Source organism: Aquimarina acroporae, assembly GCF_023195925.1.
Taxonomy (GTDB): domain Bacteria; phylum Bacteroidota; class Bacteroidia; order Flavobacteriales; family Flavobacteriaceae; genus Aquimarina; species Aquimarina acroporae.
This window is the reverse complement of record NZ_JALPRE010000001.1, coordinates 852,848-870,224: the sequence shown is the minus strand read 5'-3', so window position 1 is coordinate 870,224 and position 17,377 is coordinate 852,848. Positions and strand designations below refer to the sequence as shown.

At 32.8% G+C, this 17,377-nt stretch carries 22 protein-coding genes; 18 read left to right on the top strand and 4 right to left on the bottom strand.

All coding sequences use genetic code 11. The features are described from left to right. Nucleotides 1–25: 25 nt before the first annotated feature. Both M0D21_RS04345 and M0D21_RS04340 read left to right on the top strand, forming a co-directional pair. Nucleotides 26–982 carry a PhoH family protein gene (locus M0D21_RS04345; RefSeq protein WP_248327211.1) on the top strand — a complete coding sequence of 319 codons (957 nt, stop codon included), beginning with the start codon at nucleotides 26–28 and terminating at the stop codon, nucleotides 980–982. Between the two features lie 56 nt (nucleotides 983–1,038). Then, nucleotides 1,039–1,986, top strand: coding sequence for a phosphoribosylaminoimidazolesuccinocarboxamide synthase (locus tag M0D21_RS04340; RefSeq protein WP_248327210.1), 948 nt, complete (start codon nucleotides 1,039–1,041; stop codon nucleotides 1,984–1,986). An 18-nt stretch (nucleotides 1,987–2,004) separates the two neighbouring features. On the opposite strand, the gene M0D21_RS04335 is transcribed toward M0D21_RS04340, so the two are convergent. Then, the gene (locus M0D21_RS04335) at nucleotides 2,005–2,415 is read right to left on the bottom strand and encodes a glyoxalase (protein ID WP_248327209.1); all 411 of its coding nucleotides are present in this window, start codon (nucleotides 2,413–2,415) and stop codon (nucleotides 2,005–2,007) included. Nucleotides 2,416–2,718: 303 nt separating this feature from the next. Between M0D21_RS04335 and M0D21_RS04330 the strand changes: the two genes are divergently transcribed. The 3 genes from M0D21_RS04330 to M0D21_RS04320 all read left to right on the top strand — a co-directional run bounded on the left by M0D21_RS04330 (nucleotide 2,719) and on the right by M0D21_RS04320 (nucleotide 5,399). Continuing rightward, nucleotides 2,719–3,609: a DUF72 domain-containing protein gene (locus tag M0D21_RS04330; protein ID WP_248327208.1), complete on the top strand. Its 891-nt coding sequence runs from the start codon at nucleotides 2,719–2,721 to the stop codon at nucleotides 3,607–3,609. Between the two features lie 211 nt (nucleotides 3,610–3,820). After that, nucleotides 3,821–4,204, top strand: coding sequence for a hypothetical protein (locus M0D21_RS04325; RefSeq protein ID WP_248327207.1), 384 nt, complete (start codon nucleotides 3,821–3,823; stop codon nucleotides 4,202–4,204). A gap of 85 nt (nucleotides 4,205–4,289) precedes the next feature. Then, the gene (locus tag M0D21_RS04320) at nucleotides 4,290–5,399 is read left to right on the top strand and encodes a DEAD/DEAH box helicase (RefSeq protein WP_248327206.1); all 1,110 of its coding nucleotides are present in this window, start codon (nucleotides 4,290–4,292) and stop codon (nucleotides 5,397–5,399) included. A 17-nt stretch (nucleotides 5,400–5,416) separates the two neighbouring features. On the opposite strand, the gene M0D21_RS04315 is transcribed toward M0D21_RS04320, so the two are convergent. Next, a complete protein-coding gene (locus M0D21_RS04315) occupies nucleotides 5,417–5,785 on the bottom strand; it encodes a response regulator (protein WP_248327205.1) in 369 nt (122 codons plus the stop codon). Then, complete coding sequence (locus tag M0D21_RS04310) at nucleotides 5,782–7,980, bottom strand: PAS domain-containing sensor histidine kinase (protein ID WP_248327204.1); 2,199 nt, start codon at nucleotides 7,978–7,980, stop codon at nucleotides 5,782–5,784. The genes M0D21_RS04315 and M0D21_RS04310 overlap by 4 nt, the downstream gene beginning before the upstream one ends. A 215-nt stretch (nucleotides 7,981–8,195) precedes the next feature. On the opposite strand from M0D21_RS04310, the gene M0D21_RS04305 reads away from it, so the two are divergent. The 8 genes from M0D21_RS04305 (at nucleotide 8,196) to M0D21_RS04275 (ending at nucleotide 12,927) form a co-directional block, all read left to right on the top strand. Beyond that, nucleotides 8,196–8,606, top strand: a complete 411-nt coding sequence (locus M0D21_RS04305; protein WP_248327203.1) for a hypothetical protein — start codon at nucleotides 8,196–8,198, stop codon at nucleotides 8,604–8,606. A 25-nt stretch (nucleotides 8,607–8,631) separates the two neighbouring features. Next, nucleotides 8,632–9,687: a S1C family serine protease gene (locus M0D21_RS04300; RefSeq protein WP_248327202.1), complete on the top strand. Its 1,056-nt coding sequence runs from the start codon at nucleotides 8,632–8,634 to the stop codon at nucleotides 9,685–9,687. Nucleotides 9,688–9,837: 150 nt separating this feature from the next. Beyond that, a complete protein-coding gene (locus M0D21_RS04295; RefSeq protein ID WP_248327201.1) occupies nucleotides 9,838–10,488 on the top strand; it encodes a DUF6515 family protein in 651 nt (216 codons plus the stop codon). A gap of 17 nt (nucleotides 10,489–10,505) precedes the next feature. Further along, entirely contained in the window at nucleotides 10,506–11,246 is a 741-nt protein-coding gene (locus tag M0D21_RS04290; RefSeq protein WP_248327200.1) for a hypothetical protein, read from the top strand. A gap of 213 nt (nucleotides 11,247–11,459) precedes the next feature. Beyond that, a complete protein-coding gene (locus tag M0D21_RS04285; protein ID WP_248327199.1) occupies nucleotides 11,460–11,651 on the top strand; it encodes a hypothetical protein in 192 nt (63 codons plus the stop codon). Between the two features lie 269 nt (nucleotides 11,652–11,920). After that, a complete protein-coding gene (locus M0D21_RS04280; RefSeq protein WP_248327198.1) occupies nucleotides 11,921–12,109 on the top strand; it encodes a hypothetical protein in 189 nt (62 codons plus the stop codon). Between the two features lie 16 nt (nucleotides 12,110–12,125). Beyond that, entirely contained in the window at nucleotides 12,126–12,251 is a 126-nt protein-coding gene (locus M0D21_RS22990) for a hypothetical protein (RefSeq protein ID WP_262922056.1), read from the top strand. Between the two features lie 22 nt (nucleotides 12,252–12,273). Then, nucleotides 12,274–12,927 carry a hypothetical protein gene (locus M0D21_RS04275; RefSeq protein WP_248327197.1) on the top strand — a complete coding sequence of 218 codons (654 nt, stop codon included), beginning with the start codon at nucleotides 12,274–12,276 and terminating at the stop codon, nucleotides 12,925–12,927. A 66-nt stretch (nucleotides 12,928–12,993) separates the two neighbouring features. Here the strand turns inward: M0D21_RS04275 and M0D21_RS04270 are convergent, their stop codons facing one another. Next, the gene (locus M0D21_RS04270) at nucleotides 12,994–13,989 is read right to left on the bottom strand and encodes a DUF6588 family protein (RefSeq protein WP_248327196.1); all 996 of its coding nucleotides are present in this window, start codon (nucleotides 13,987–13,989) and stop codon (nucleotides 12,994–12,996) included. A gap of 189 nt (nucleotides 13,990–14,178) precedes the next feature. Between M0D21_RS04270 and M0D21_RS04265 the strand changes: the two genes are divergently transcribed. The 5 genes from M0D21_RS04265 (at nucleotide 14,179) to M0D21_RS04245 (ending at nucleotide 17,371) form a co-directional block, all read left to right on the top strand. Beyond that, a complete protein-coding gene (locus M0D21_RS04265; RefSeq protein WP_248327195.1) occupies nucleotides 14,179–14,481 on the top strand; it encodes a hypothetical protein in 303 nt (100 codons plus the stop codon). 47 nt (nucleotides 14,482–14,528) lie between these two features. Beyond that, nucleotides 14,529–15,644 carry a sensor histidine kinase gene (locus M0D21_RS04260; RefSeq protein WP_248327194.1) on the top strand — a complete coding sequence of 372 codons (1,116 nt, stop codon included), beginning with the start codon at nucleotides 14,529–14,531 and terminating at the stop codon, nucleotides 15,642–15,644. Beyond that, nucleotides 15,641–16,402 (top strand): LytR/AlgR family response regulator transcription factor, encoded by a 762-nt coding sequence (locus M0D21_RS04255; protein WP_248327193.1) that lies wholly within the window; start codon nucleotides 15,641–15,643, stop codon nucleotides 16,400–16,402. The genes M0D21_RS04260 and M0D21_RS04255 overlap by 4 nt, the downstream gene beginning before the upstream one ends. A 112-nt stretch (nucleotides 16,403–16,514) precedes the next feature. Beyond that, entirely contained in the window at nucleotides 16,515–16,931 is a 417-nt protein-coding gene (locus M0D21_RS04250) for a hypothetical protein (protein ID WP_248327192.1), read from the top strand. A gap of 206 nt (nucleotides 16,932–17,137) precedes the next feature. After that, a complete protein-coding gene (locus M0D21_RS04245) occupies nucleotides 17,138–17,371 on the top strand; it encodes a hypothetical protein (RefSeq protein ID WP_248327191.1) in 234 nt (77 codons plus the stop codon). The last annotated feature ends 6 nt before the right edge of the window (nucleotides 17,372–17,377 follow it).

Below are 17,377 nucleotides of genomic sequence, written 5' to 3'. Positions count from 1 at the left end.
TTCATACTAAAAATTCGTATAGCTTTTGAACGAACTTATTATTGAACTTACAGAGATTAATCCGAGAGAGTTTTTCGGACTTCAGAATAGCAATATTCAATTACTAAAGAAATACTTCCCGAAACTAAAAATCGTTGCACGAGGCAGTAAGATGAAGGTGTATGGCGACGAAGATATGTTGGAAGAATTCGATATGCGTCTTAATATGCTTCTGGAACACTTTGGTAAATACAACAAATTAGATGAGAATGTTATAGAACGAGTACTTACCAGCGAAAGTAAATCTGATTATGAAACTTCTGAAGGGAGTGGAGAAATTCTGTTGCATGGTGTAGGAGGAAGACTCATTAAAGCACAAACAGCCAACCAAAGAAAACTGGTAGAATGTTCTTACAAGAACGATATGGTATTTGCCATTGGTCCTGCAGGTACTGGTAAAACCTATACCGGAGTTGCGCTTGCTGTAAAAGCGCTTAAGGAGAAACAGGTAAGACGAATTATTCTTACTAGGCCAGCTGTAGAGGCGGGGGAGAACCTTGGTTTTTTGCCAGGAGATCTTAAAGAAAAATTAGACCCTTACATGCAACCTTTATATGACGCATTACGCGACATGATTCCAAGTGAAAAATTAGATAGTTTCATCGAGAAAGGGGTTATTCAGATTGCACCTATGGCATTTATGAGAGGTAGAACCTTAGATAATGCTTTTGTAATATTAGATGAGGCCCAAAATACTACACATGCCCAGATGAAAATGTTTTTAACTCGTATGGGTAAAAACGCAAAGTTTATCATAACTGGAGATCCGGGACAAATTGATTTACCTCGAAGAGTTACTTCTGGTCTTAAAGAAGCTTTATTGGTGTTAAAGAACATTCCGGGAATAGGAATTATTCATCTAGATGATAAAGATGTCATACGCCATAAATTAGTGAAGAAGGTAATTGCAGCCTACAAAGAAATCGAAAATAGAAATGGATAAGTAATTTCAGTTTTTACTGTACAATATGCTGAAATTATAAGCCTGAAATTCAAGAAATGAATACAATTACAGATACAAATTATAATTTTCCTAATCAAAAATCGGTATATAAAGGAAAGGTAAGAGAAGTTTACAATATTAACGACGAACTTTTGGTGATGATTGCCACCGATCGTCTATCGGCTTTTGATGTAGTAATGCCCAAAGGAATACCTTTTAAAGGACAAATTCTTAATCAAATAGCTACCCAAATGATGCATGACACCGAAGATTTGGTTCCTAATTGGTTAATTGCAACACCAGACCCAAATGTAGCTGTAGGCCACCTTTGTGCGCCTTTTAAAGTAGAAATGGTTATAAGAGGATATTTATCTGGTCATGCAGCTCGTGAATACAAAGCAGGAAAACGATTACTTTGTGGCGTACCTATGCCAGAAGGGATGAAGGAAAATGATAAATTTCCAGAACCTATTATTACACCTTCTACCAAAGCAGATAATGGTGAACATGATGAGGATATATCAAGAGAAGAAATTTTATCTAAAGGTATTGTTTCTGAAGAAGATTACTTAGTATTAGAAGATTATACTAGAAAGCTTTTTAAAAGAGGCACAGAGATAGCCAAAAAGCGAGGATTAATTCTTGTCGACACGAAGTATGAATTTGGAAAAACCAAAGATGGTAAAATTGTTTTAATAGATGAGATTCATACACCAGATTCTTCACGTTACTTTTACGCAGAGGGTTATAAGGAATTACAGGAGAAAGGAGAACCTCAAAAACAATTGTCAAAAGAATTTGTGCGACAATGGCTAATTAGTAATGGATTTCAGGGAAAAGAAGGTCAACAAATCCCAGAAATGACAGAAGAATATATAGGTTCTGTATCTGACAGATACATAGAACTTTTCGAAAACATTACCGGGACCTCATTCGAAAAGGCCGATGTATCTCAGATTTCAAATCGTATTCAGAATAATGTATTGGCGTATCTACAAAAATAAGTAGTTACTACAATAACCTTAATACACATAAGAGCGACTTTCGAGCAATTGTATATTATCTTGTAAGCGCTCTTTTACAATATTCATCATACGTTTGTTTAAAGCAGAAGAGTTTTGAATATAGGTTGAATATTCCTCAACGGTGAACTGACCAATGATCATTCCTTTTAAACTGTTTCTGAACTTCATATCTTTTTGAACCGCGTTCTCTATAAAAGCCATGCGTTTTTCAAGATTGAGTTCGTAAAAAGTATTTTTTCTTTTTTTTATGTAGTTCTTAAAAACTGCTATCAATAAATCTCCCTGCAGTTTAACAATTGGTCTTATAGTACCGTTCTGAAATTGTTCATCACTAGTCATGTTTTCTGACACTCTTGCATTAAGCAATTGAGGTCGCATTGCCAATAAATTTGATTCCCTGTTTTCCATAATAAAGAAGGTTTACTAAAGTTACTTAATTGTTTTATTCAAAAATCATGACCTTTATTTGAGTTTTAAACTACTTATAAACAATATTTGAAGCCCGGTGACATTAAAATCTAACAAACATATGTTTTTTGTTTTGAATCTGTATTAATTTAATTATAAGGTACTTAAAAGTAATTGTAAGGAGTTTCTGCACAGGTAAATAAAAGAGTGTTTCAAAAACATAAATTGAAGATGACGTAATAGTAAGCCGAGAAAACAATTAAATTTTATTTTTGTTTAACTATTCATCTTAAAAATAAGCATATGCAATTTGGTAAAGTAGAGCATCCTGAACTTATAGATTTTGAATTACCAAAAGATCATCCCGACACGTCTAAAATTCTTGATAAGAAAAAGACCAATAACTTATCAGTATACGTAGGTTGTGCAAAATGGAATCGACAAGATTTAAAAGGTTTTTACCCAAGAGGAACCAAAGATGAACTAGAATATTACTCAAGACAGTTTAATAGTATTGAATTGAATGCTACCTTTTATAGGATTTTTCCTGAAGATCAGTTCAAAAAATGGTATCACAAAACTCCTAAAGATTTTAAATTTTTCCCTAAGCTGGTTCAAAACATTTCTCATCTTAAAAGATTGAATGATGATGTACAACCCTATGTAGATGAATATCTGGCTAATGCAATGCACTTAAAAGAAAAATTAGGAACAATTTTTTTGCAAATGCATGGTAATTTTGCACCAAAAAACTTTGATAGAGTTGTGAGATTTATTGAAAAATGGCCCAAAGAAGTTCGATTGTCAGTAGAATTCAGACATACAGATTGGTTTAATGATAGTCAGGTTGCAGATGAATTATATCATCTTTTAGAAGAAAATAACATTGCAAATATTATTACTGATACAGCTGGAAGAAGAGATCTTTTGCATATGCGACTTACCAATGATGAAGCATTTATACGCTATGTGGGAGCCAATCATACTACCGATTATTCCAGGTTAGATGATTGGGTGAAGAGGTTAACAGCATGGAAAAAACAAGGTATTAATCATATACATTTCTTTGTTCATCAAAATATTGAAAAAGAATCACCGCTATTATCGACATATTTTATTCGTCAACTTAATGAAGCGTTAAACATAGAACTTCATCTTCCTGAACACCTTTCTAATGATGGAAAACTCTTCTAGTTAACGTAAATAGCATATTAAATTGTAAACGGTTCTGGTTATTTGCTTGTTAAAAGTGTTAAAAAACAAATTTATGTTGCATTTAAACGATAATATGTGTATTTTGCCGATGATTTTGAAAGTAAGACTGTAAGAAAAAGGTGTTTTTGCCTAGTTTCCTATACTTTCGAAAGGTATTAACGTAAAACTCAACCCCTAATTGCAGAACCGTATGACTAAACTTTTACACTACTCTATTTTACTGGCTGTTTTATCTTTCGCTACTATTGGAAACGCACAATCTCAACAGTTGCCTTCTAACTTTTCGATAGGTGAAGATGCTAAAGTTTTTGGATTACATACCAAGATTTCCAGATCAGATTTATTAAGTAAAAAGAAGGTTTTTTCTCACAATCTCCAATGTGATAGCGAAGAGGGACATGATCATGACCATAGTCATATAGAGAAATTATCTTTTATTGATATCATTTCGGCAGATCAAGAAGCGGACTTCAACTGTTCTGGTGGTTTTTGTATGAATACCAAGCACTACCATAAGAAAGGACTAACATTGAACAAACAATTATTTATTTACTTTTTAAGTATTTCGTGCTAATTCTTTAATTTGTTTTTATACTTCTATAAAGATTACACGAAGTAATTGATTAATTCAATTATTTTTGCACTCTAAATAGGCAACAATGACATTTTTAGAATTAGGAGTGCCCAAAGATTTAAATAAGGGCTTGAAAGAAATGGGGATTATGGTTCCCACAAAAATACAGGAACAAGCTATTCCCATACTGTTAAATGATTCTACAGATTTTATTGGTAAGGCGCAAACAGGAACAGGAAAAACAGCAGCTTTTGGCGTTCCATTGTTGTCGAAGATAGATCCAAATAAAAAACATGTTCAAGCATTAATTCTTGCTCCTACCAGAGAACTTGGACAACAAATTGCGAAACAACTTTTTAAGTTTACCAAGTATACAGATAAGATTTTTACCGAATCTGTCTATGGAGGAGAAAAAATAGAAAGACAGATTTCCAGACTCAAAAGACCAACACATATTATTGTTGCCACACCTGGTCGATTGGTAGATCTCATTAATAGAAAAGTAGTAGATATTTCTAAAATAAAAGTTTTGGTAATGGATGAGGCTGATGAAATGTTAAGTATGGGCTTCAAAAATGACTTACGAACAATTTTAGGAAAAACCAAAGGGCGCAGAAATGTGTGGCTTTTTTCTGCTACAATGCCTCATTCTTTGGATGATATTATTAAAGAATATGTACAGCCTAATGCAATACGAATTACTGTTGATAAGAAAGATGCTGTAAATACTTCCATAGAACACCAGTTTGTAGTAGGAGATGAATCGAGTAAACTAGATACACTTTCCTATTTCTTAAAATCGCAAAAGGATAAACGAGGAATAATTTTTACCAGAACCAAGGTAGCCGCAAGGACACTATCGAAACAATTATTAGCCAAAAATTATGAGGTAGGGTTGTTAGAAGGAGAGATGACACAAAAAGATAGGGATAAGGTGATGCGAGCTTTTAGAAAAGAAACTTTGCAATTATTGGTTTCTACAGATGTCGCCGCTAGAGGTATCGATGTTGCAGGATTAGCTTTTGTTATTCATTATCAACTTCCAGATCAAGTAGAATATTACACCCATCGAAGTGGTAGAACCGCTAGAGCGGGGAAAAAAGGATTGTCCTTGGCACTTATTACTAAACCAGAGATTAAAACCCTTAGAGAGCTAGAAAAACAGTTATCTATCAGATTTCATCAGATTAGATAAATAACAGGTAATAATACTTAGCTTACACCAATAGTAGAAATAGCAGATAATAATTTGTCAAAATTAACTGGTTTAGAAAAATATTTATCAAAACCTATTTTTATAAATCGCTGTTCATCACCAGGCATAGCATAGGCAGTTACCGCAAAAACAGGAATGTTTTCTAGGTAATCTAGCTTTTTGAATCGTTCTAGCAATTCGCAACCATCCATTTGATTTAGCCCTAGGTTGATATCTACTAGAATAAGATCAAGGTTTTTTTCTTTTACAACTTTTAGTGCTTGCGAACCGTTTTCAGCGATAAATACGTTAGAATTATTTTTGGATAACATTTTATCCATAACCATAGCATTTATTTTGTTGTCCTCTACGTAGAGAATATTCATAGGCGATTTGGAATTAAAATTTTGAATTCGGTGCCTTTACCCAATTCACTTTTTACCTTTATTTTGCCGCCCAGTATTTCGATATATCGTTTCGAAAGACTGAGCCCGATACCAGTACCTTCATATTTTCGGCTAAGACCAATACTTTCTTGCACGAAAGGGTCAAAGATTTTTTGAAAGCTTTTTTCATCGATTCCGATTCCGGTATCTATAACATAAATATAGATATTTTTTTTGGACCTTTTAATTTTTACTTGTACGCTGCCTTGATTTGTATATTTAATAGCATTATGTATAATGTTATCTAATGCTGTTTTGAATAAGTTCTTGTCTATGATAGCTTTAGGTATAGATTCATCTAAAACTAATGAGTAATCTAGGTTTTTTGTTGTTGCAATATGCCTATGTTCTCTAAACGATGTTTCTACCAGGTAATTAATGTCAATTAAAGCATAATCTAGGTTCTTTTGGATGCTTTCCAGTTCGCTAAAATTGGAAAGTGTGGTTAGGGTGTCTAATAGTCGATCTTGACTTTCTTGTAAGTAACCAATCAATTTCTCTCGTTCTTCAGGACTTTCTTCAAATTGAAGAAGTTTACTTATCGTCATGATTCCATTAAGCGGTGTTCTTATTTCATGGCTAAGGTTAGAAAGAATATTAGATTTTAAATCACTTAACTCTTGTTCTTTGATATGTGCTTGTCGTATAGCCAATTCGGCATGTTTTTCTTCGGTAATATCTAAAAACGTAATGAGTACAGAGTTTACTTTGGTACCCTCATCAAAAATAGGAATGTACTTGGTCTCAAGCCATTGGTTTGAACCTAGTTGCGTAATTCTTTCAAACTCCCTTTTCATGGTGTTTCCTTTTAATGCCTCATTAAAAGCATGAAGAAAAACTGGTTTAAAGTTCAAAGGGATTACATCTATAAATAAGGTAGTTTCACTGGTAGGATCTCTATCATAATCTTGTTTTATGGTTTCTACAGAAGCTTTGTCTGCCATGAGAATTTCTCCTTTGGTATTCAATAATATGGTGTGATCCATACCATTATTTACCATAGCACGAAGCCTCTTTTTGTTTTCTTGTATTGTTTTTTCGTTTAATTTTCTTTGATGCACATCGATAAGGTTCCCGATGAGTCTTACGGTTTCTCCCTTTTCATTTTTTATTCTAAAACCATGAACTTCATAATATCTGTAATTTCCTTTCTTATCTCGTAGACGATAATGATTATAATAATGTTGTTCCTTGTTTTTAAAATTATCTTCTTTTCTTTTTGTTGCAGCATCTAGGTCGTCTGGATGAATCATTGCTCTAAAGTCCTTTTTAGAAAGATATTCCTGGTCGCTTGGTAAACCAAGCATTCTTTTGTAATCTAAACTATAAAAAACTTTATTTTGCTCTATGTTATAGTCAAATAACCCAGACTGTATTCCCTTTAAAGCCAAGTGCTTTATTCTTTCATTATGTTTCAGTTTTTCAACATAGTTATGTCGTTCTGTTACGTCGGCAATAGTACCATTGACATATACTACTTCATTTCTGAATATTACAGGTTGCGCAACTACTTTTACCCATTTTTCATTTCCCTTATGAGTAATTATTTTTTCGGTATACTCATAGGGTTCTTTTTCTTTGATGAGTGTATTTAAATAATTCTCTACTCTGGCTCTTGATTCTTCCGGGTAAAAACTAGCACCTAAATCTCTTGTCATTGGAGTGTCAGGGTCAAGATCTTTGATCAAGTAACATCCTTTGGTCCAATACATTTCTTTGGTGATTGGGTTAAAATACCATGCGCCAGTTTTGGTAAGTTTTGATATGGTAACTAATGCTCTGTGCTCTTTATACTCTTCGGTAGTGTCTACTCCTGAAACATAAATGAGATCGTTGTGTAAGGTAAAATCAAACTTTAAAGATAAAACCCCCATTCTACTTAACGGAAAGGTAAAAGATTCATTCACAATAGGGTTTTGTTCTGACAATTCAGAAATAGTCCTAGTAAAAATATGTACATCTTCATCAATGATAAAATCTGTGATATATCTGCCTTTTATTTCTTGATTTTCGGATGGAAGTAAAATTTTACATCGTTTATTACTCTCAATGATCTGCCCATCTTTTGTCATGATGAAAAGAAAGAGTAACGTTTTTTCAGTCAAAATTCCGAATTGCTCGAGGGAAAAAGCCATATCTTCAGGGTAAATTTATTTTAAAGTTACAAAATGATTTAGAATATAAAATGAGGTTTACCATAAGATAATGTTTAAGTGATTTTTTATGATTAAACTTGAGTTATCACAGAATTTGGTAAAAAATAGGAGTCTATTTGTAAAATAGAATTCGATTAAAACCACTAACTTTAGTAAAGTTATAAATGAGTCACATATAAATCATCCAACTATAAATGTACTTCAAAGAATGTATAATTGTTTTGATATTATCTACAATCTGGATATCTGCTTTTGGACAAGAGGAACTAGATAAGAAAACCAGCAATTCAGTTATTGAAATCTTTCAAAAAGAAGAAATACATTACATTGAAAATTGGTTCAATGAAATAACCAATGATACTGTTTTGGAACAGAAAACTGTGGATAGGTTTAAAATTATTACATCGTATTATGGTCTAAAAATGAGACAGCTGGGAGAGAATTCAAAACTTACTAAAATTGAAATGATTGATCGATTTAAAGGTTTAGTAGAAAAACAGAACGAAGAATTGGAACAAGTCTTACCTGAAGTGCTGTTTAAAAAGTTTTCGCAGTTTTATGATCGACTTTATTGGTCTATAAGTAAGCGATTAAATCAATTATAAACTAGTAAATACAAACATCTATAATATGAAAATGCATCGATTCTTTTTTTTGAATAATCGAATACTTTATCTGTTGGTATTCTGTTTTTTGTTCAATGATTTATATAGTCAGAACTTGGCAGATCTTTACAAGCAGATCAATTCATCGGTGGTTGTCATAGATGTTGTGAGTATTGGTTCACAAGGCGAAGGTGTAAACCGAAAATTAGCCACTCAGTCTTCTCAAGGATCAGGGTTTTTAATTTCAAAAGAAGGTCTAATCTGGACTGCCGAGCATGTGATTAAGGCTGCAGAAGTAATAACTGTATCTTTTGTTGATGGTGATACATATGAAGCCGAAGTACTATCCTCAAACCCAAGTGCCGATGTTGCACTTTTGAAAATTAAAGAAGAGTTTGAAATCAAGAACAAAAAAATAGCTACTATTGGGAACTCAGATAACGTTCAGATAGGAGAGGATATATTCGTTTTAGGAGCTCCGCATGGTTTTAAACAATCACTTTCCAGAGGGATTTTAAGTGGCAGACATATTCCTGAAAATTTAAGCAATAACTTTGTGAAAGTAGAATTTCTACAAACAGATGCTGCTATCAATCCTGGTAATTCTGGAGGTCCCGTATTTAACATGAAAGGAGAAGTGGTAGGTATAGCTAGTAGGATTTATACGATCTCTGGAGGTTTTGATGGTATTGGCTTTGCGGTGTCGTCGAATGTAGCAAATAAACTATTGATGGAAGATCCAGATACCTGGACTGGTATGGAAGCTAAATTGGTATCGGGAACTTTAGCCAAGGTTTTAAATATTCCGCAAGATACGGGGTTACTGATCTTAAATACATCTACTCAAGGAACGGCAGGTAAACTTGGTCTTAAAGGAGGAAGGATTCCTGCGACTATAGACGGAGAAAAAATTATGTTAGGCGGAGACGTTATTTTGGAAATCGCCGGAATTAAGTTTGAAAATGAAAATTCTGGATATCTGGTAAAGGAAAAAGTCAAAAAAATGAACGTGGGAGATATTATTTCGGTAACTATATTACGAGAAGGCAAAATAGGAACAGTGAAGTTTCCTAAACAATAGTTTTTATAAGAACAGTTCACAAGTAAATAAGGTCGTTTCGATAACATGTGGAGACGCTTCGGTGAAGTTAAAGCGACATAAAATGGTGTTGGCTGGTACTTTTGAATAGAATTAATAGAGATTAATTATTCAAAATATATCTAAAACACTATGAGAACGATCGCCTTCCTAATAAAAGTAGTTTCGATACTTATTATTTTTACCAGTACAGAGTCTGCAGTGGCACAGCGAAAAGGTAATTCTAAAAGTAATAGAGTAGCTACCTCTCGCGACTATACTACTCAAAAAAGATTAAGCACAGAGCATTATAACAGCGGTAGATGTCATACGCAGCCCATACGTCGTAATCCGTATTACAGATATCCCAGACACCATAGAATAGTTAGTACCTTACCTATACACCATGTTAGAGTAGTATATAGAGGTTTACCATATTTCTATTGTGCAGGTATTTATTACACCAGCTACAATAATGGTTATGTGGTAGTGATACCTCCGGTAGGTTTTAGAATAACAGTTTTGCCAGTAGGGTATACGAGAATAGTAATTGGCCCATCCGTTTTCTACTATCACTCAGGAGTATATTATAAAGAAATGACCAATACCACTTCTAAGGAGGAAAAGTATGAAATTACAAAACCTCCTGTAGGTACCACTATTAAAGAAATTCATAAAGATGCTGAAGAAGTAGTTATCGACGGGAGGGTGTATTACCAATATAACGATATCGTCTACAAAAAAATATCGACCTATGATGGTAATACAGCTTTCGAAGTGGTATATCTAGAAAAAGAATCTTAAACGTAAACAAAACATATATGAACAATTTAAAGTATAAACTAATTGCGCTATTCCTGCTGATTGTATGTAGCAGTATGAGCGCACAAAATGTTAGAGAAGCTCTTCATAATTCCAGGCAGTTAGTAGAAGGAAAGAAAAATCTGGAAAGAGACAACAAAGAATTAAAAGATTTTAAGATTAAAATTGAAGCTTTTAACAAAGCCTTTGACAGCCGTAATGCAGAACTTGCCAATAGGTTAAAAACAGAAATGCTCTCCGATATGATTAGAGAGGTTAAACAGAGCGAAGTAAAAGCAAAACAAGCAAGAATAGAAATAGCGCAGAGTTCTGCTGAAATTAGATCAGACCGCAGGGAAATTCGAGATAATAGAGAAGACTCAGATAGAGGTAGATTTGATGGACGAGATGATCAAAGAGATATGGCTCGGGATCAAATTAATAAAAGGGATGATCTCAGAGATCGCAGAGATGATATTAGAGATTTTGAAGCTCAAATTTCAAGGGCAGAGCGACAAGCTAAAATTTTAAAATCTATAACACAGGTTAATTTTTCTTTCGATGCTTCTCAACTAGAAAAAGCGTTAGCTAATAAAACATTAATAAAAAACTTTGAACATACTCTAGTAGAAGATATACAAGCTACTCAAAGAGAATTGGTTGAAGATAATAGGGAACGTATAGAAGATAGAAGAGAGCGTCAAGATGATCGAAATGAGAGAAATGAATATGAATCTAGACATAATCGTCGAAGATGGTGATGAAGTATGGAATGATTACAGTCCGTAAAGACCTACATTTTGTAGGTTTTTTTTATGTACCGACATAGTAAGTTTATACGTCTAACTATTCACTTTAGATTAGATCCATTTTACATTCGATTTACGTTGCTTCACTTTGTTTTTGGTATTTTATAAATAGCTGTTGTAGTAGTTTTGTTTTGAAAATAAGGGTGTTAATTAAATAATAAACATATGAAAACTATAAGTGCATATATCGTAACCGGAATTGTGATGAGTTTCTTTTTGAAAGGGACATTGAAACAAAATGTAGAAGAATATCTAGAGTACAACGTAGAAATAATTGAACAGGTATTAAATGAAGATATTATTGAAATAGAAAAAGAGATCTCATATCACGGTCATACCGAAATAATCTTAGAGTAAACCATTGGTTTTCTTCAAAGAGAGAATTTAAAAACCAAGATAAAGCTTCTGGCAGAAATGTTAGAAGCTTTATTGTTTCTAAAAACTTTGGTATTAAGCTCTTGGTATATACCGAGTATTCTGTGGTTACAGTTCACTTTCAATTTTAGACGTTTCGCTTCTTGATTTGGTTGTTTGATATAGAAAATCAAGATGTTACAAGTGTTTCTGAAATACATTTGTACAAGAAATTAATAGAGAATCATATAGTAATTAAAACAATAGAACTTATGAAAACTAATAATCTAAGAGTAGTATATAATCATAGCACAGGATTTGAAATAAAAGAAGTAGAAACCCAAAAAACTTCAGTATTCCATAACATAGATGTAATTCAATATGTAAAACTTGGATTGACGAAATTTTACAAAGGACTTCAAGAGCTTGGGTCGGGTGCTGGATATTCACTGAGACATTAATTAAAAACGAAATACAATGAAAATGTTGAAATCAATAGTAGAAAATATCTGGAAAGGTATTGTAAGAAAACAAGGCTATAAAGACCATAAAGATTTTTTGAACAACTATAAAAATGATGAAGATACTTTCTTATTCATTTAAAACCATTAAAAACGTAGAAATCATGAAAACCATCATAAAATTAATAGGAGTAATCATAATCACTATAAGTTTTGGAAGCTGTTCTGCTGTAAAAATAACAGATTCCTGGAAAGACGAAAATACCACTAATATTAAAAACAAAAGTATCATGGTGGTTAGCAGAACAAATGATGACGTTATTAGAACTCGATTCGAAAAGGACTTAGTTTCAAACTTGAATGAGAAAGGATATAGATCGGTAGAAAGTTATACGTTGTTTCCTGATTCTGATCCCAATTGTGAGGTAGATAAAGAAGAGTTAAAACAGGTAAAACAGGAAATTCAGAACAATGGAATAGAAGTAATAGTAGTAACCAATCTTAGAGATACTGAAGAGTACACAGAAACTGTTACCAAAGGAACATCGTATTACGTAAATACATTTCCATATTACGGTAGAGGTTTTTACCGAGGGTACTACAGATATTACGGATCATTACATATGGTTTCTGACCCTGTTACACAGGTAACTTCGCATCACAAAAAGTACATTTTAGAAACCTTGGTTTATGATTTAACAAAACCTGAAGAAGAGCAATTGGTGTATGTCATCACCACTAGTGTGGAAAATCCAGAAACATTGGGTAGCGTTTCTAAAGACTATGCGAAGAGCGTAGTAAAAAAGTTACATACGTAGTTTTTTCATAATTGGTTAGTTGGTTGATTCCGCCTGGGAGAAATAAAATGATCCTTGGCGGAATTTTTATTTGATTTTGAAATTCAACCCTAACGAGAGGTTGTTAAAACCCTGTACAGTGTAGTCAAGATTTATCCCAAACCACTTTACCGTAACACTAGCTCCAATATTTGCTCTAAGACCTTCTACCGTATTTCTAACCTCAAATGGATCTGTAAATGATAGGGTTTCGGTATTAGTTTCAATAACATATGTTCCTTCCAATTGTACAGATGATTTCCCTAAAACATATCCTAAGCCACCGTAAATATTAAAAACAGGATTTTTTGTTGAGCCAATTAGTTCAAATAACCAAGAGTCTAGTTTAGCATCTATTTTTTGGTTATTTCCAGTAACGAACCCGTCTGTTACAAAATTGTATTCTCCTAATAAGGTGGTATAAGCAACCGCTCCTGAGATGGCTATTTTTGAATCTTGTAAAGGAGGTATCCAATCTGAGATTTGATGTTGAATTCCTAGACCCCAAATCTCCAAGCCAATATCGTCAATATTCAGTTTGGGGAAGTAACGAACTCCTAATTCTGTACTTTTAGGGAGTCCTATTTTAAGTTGTAAAAATGCATTAGGTAATAAATTGAGATCTATAAGTCCGATTCCTTCTGGAGCTGTAAATTCAAATTGCTCTCCGTCTCTTGTAGCGATGAATTGTAATTCGGTATCACCTCCAAGAATAGTGGGTATTTGCGCTATACCACTATCGTTTTGAGCAATATTTAGGTTAGGGATATCTCTTATATCAATAAGAAATGTTTCTTTTTCACTAGGCACAAAAGATCCATTGGAAACAATCGAAACACGTATGTCCCATGGTTCTAGAACTTTTGCTGAGTTGTACCATCCTCCAGTTAGCCCATATACAATACCCTCTGTCATAGGTTCGGTATATTTACTAGCAACTCGTTCTGTAAACTCTATCCCTACTAATAGAAAACTTCGAAGATTGTCTTGGGAAAACCCTGGAGAGAAAACACCAAAAAGAAGTAACCAAATTACATGTTTCATGGCTAAGAGAATTGTACTTAAAAGTACCATAATTATGTTAGAAAATTATAAAATGCTTAGGTAAATATGTTTGCCTCATATTCGTATTGGTACATTTTACTAATGCAATTTACCGGTTCAGTAAAAAACACAAAGTTTTGAGATGTGTTGAGAAATACATTTGTAGTATAAATTTTTAAAATATAAGTCATGAAGATTTCAAATGTAATTTTTAACATAACACTTTTCGGAAGTCTTATTCTCTTTACGGCAGCAGGATTAATAACTGTCGATCAAAATGGTAAAAAGGAAAATGGTATAATAAATACTTGTCACCAGTATACAAATTTGGAACATGAACTAGATGTTCTCGCTGCAGAGGAGTTAGAGGAACATGCTATTAATTTCGAGTCTGTTTTTGGAGAATGGATAGAGATAAAAATATACCCCGAAGATATTTCTGATGTATCAATGGATGATGAGAGTATTGAATACCCATCAAATAACTATTAGAATTTAGACTATGCCTTAGGTTTGAGAACAACGAAAAACGGTTCGTAATGAGAGAAGTAAAAATAGTTCCCAATATCGCTGTAAATTTGAGTACATTTATAACACGTATCAAACAAAAGATAGTATCCATAAGTATGCAACAAGTTAGATCTTTTATTGTTTTCAAAATTGCAGTACTTATAACGCTATTAATAAACCTGCCCAGAGCACTTTCTCTTTTTCATATTACAGATAAGTTAGTAGACTCGTTTAGCGAAGTCTCGATACATGATATTGTGATTAGAGTCATTTATATGTTTTTCTTTTCTCTTGTGGCGCTTTTATTAAATGCAAACTGGAAAGATCGGTATGCCTTTCTCAATATATATGTAAAAACTTCGATTACTGTTGTTTTAAACACAGGTTTGTATTTAGGTTTTGTCTATTTGTTTATCAACGGTTATACATTTTTTATAGGCAATGCATTTTCCGACTCAGAGGTGGGGCTTCAATACTTTGTGTATTTTGTAATACTTCTCATCTGCATTTTTGTAGCAAGTATTTTAAGATATCAAATTAAGCAACAGAAACAACTGTTGGAGAATGAACGATTGAAACAACAGAATTTACAAAAAGAATTAACCGCTTTAAAGAATCAAATTAACCCTCATTTTTTATTTAATTCTCTAAACTCTTTAAACGCTTTAATTAGAGGTAATAAAGAGGCGACAAAGTTTGTAAATAATCTATCTTTTTTATATCGATATATTCTGCAAAGTGGAGAAAGAGATTTAGTTACCGTAGAAGAGGAACTTAAGTTTTTACAGAGTTATATTTTGCTTATAAAAACCAGGTATCAAGATCGTTTTAATATCGATATAAATATCGATGAAAAACTAAGTGGAGAAGAAATCCCTCCTCTAGCTATGCAGTTGTTGGTAGAAAATGCGGTAAAGCACAATGAAATTTCTCAAGAAAACCCACTACATGTAAGGGTATATAGTCAAGATCAAGCATTATATGTTGAAAATATTATCAAGCCCAGAACCTCATTGGTACAAAGTACTGGTAACGGTTTAGCAAATCTGGATAAAAGATATTACCTCTTGAAGAAGGAACATATTTTAATTGATAAACGCAATGGTGTCTTTGTCGTGAAGTTACCACTAAATAGAAATATATGAAGGTTATTATAGTTGAAGATGAGCTAACAGCAAGTGAGAATTTGAAATATCTTCTTGATGAAGTAGACCCAACAATAGAGGTAGTACAGGTACTCGAATCTGTAAAACAATCTATAGACTATCTTTCGAATGATATTGATGCAGAGTTAATTTTTATGGATATTCATTTGGCAGATGGTATCTCTTTCGAAATTTTTGATCAGGTAACCATAAATACACCTGTAATTTTTACAACGGCTTATGATCAGTATGCTATAAAAGCGTTCAAAGTTAATAGTGTTGATTACTTGCTAAAACCTATTGATCCTGAAGAGTTATCAAAAGCAATTTCAAAGTTTAAGAACCAAAACTTAAATGCAGACCCTATTTCGAATCAGTTAACAGGGATGTTTCAATTACTGCAAAACAGCTCAAAATCATATAAAACCACATATCTGGTGCATCATAAAGATGAGTTAATACCTATTAAAACAGATGATATAGCTTATATTTTTATAGATACAGGAATGGTTAAGGCTATAACGCTAGAAAATAAAATGTATATCATTGATAAAAAAATGGAAGACATAGAGGTAGAGCTTGATCCAAAGGCCTTTTTTAGAGCGAATAGACAATTTATAGTGCAAAAAAAGGCTGTGACGAATATTAAGTATTATTTCAACGGGAAGTTAATAGTAAATACAAACCCAGTTCCTAAAGATAGAATCGTGGTTAGTAAAGCAAAAGCCACTGCATTTAAGAGTTGGATGGATGAATGATTTATTTAGAATCATTCTGATTTGAGTGAATTTGATATGTTCACAACATATGGCGTTTAAAAAAACGCTAAATTTAAAGGAACTAATCATCACACAATCAAATCTTCACATCATGAAAAAGTTTAGTATAGGGCTTTTTATGTTTTGTTGTTGTTTGGTTTCTGGTCAAACCCAAGACGAGAAATTACAGGAACGACAAAACAATAAGGTAGAAATTTTTACTTCTTCAGAAAAAGATAACCTACAGTCTTTTGTAGCAGAGCAAGTTCAGAAAATGAACCTCACCGAAGATTTGCAAGACGATTACTACATGATTATTGGTTACCATAGCAACAAGATGGCTAGGTTAAACGATAAAGACTCCAATCTTACCAAAGAACAAATAATCTCAAAATTTCACAATATGCTTGGCGATATGGATAAAGATGTACAAGAGATTTTATCTGCTGAGCAATTTAAAATTCATAAGCAAAGCTTCGATAAGATAATTACCAGTGTGTATAATAGAAGTGGTTGGGAAAAAGTCTAAAAGAGAGACCTTATACTGGTAAAGTTATACATGCTCTTAAATAAACAATAAAGGTTAATAACTCGTGAATTGACCTTGTAATTGTAATACAATTGATATTATAAAACATGTAGATGTTAGCATACAATTTGTCAAAAATGACATTGATCATTTTTTGCTATTTGTTAATGATGCATCTTTAGTATCAATACTTAAACCGTATTACCATGCCAATCAAAAGTTATCTTGCACATCCTCATTCTGGTATGAAAGAAGAGCTTGTTCTAGCTCTTTCACAGTTCTCTGAGTGCGATATTTTTCCATCAGAAAACAAAGATGTAGTTATTTTGATCACCGAAACAGCAACAACTGATGAAGATGATAAGCTAACCGAAAAAATTCAACGTATTTCTAGCTTAAAATTATTGGCAATGGTATCTGGTTTTAACTCTCCTAATTAATGTACT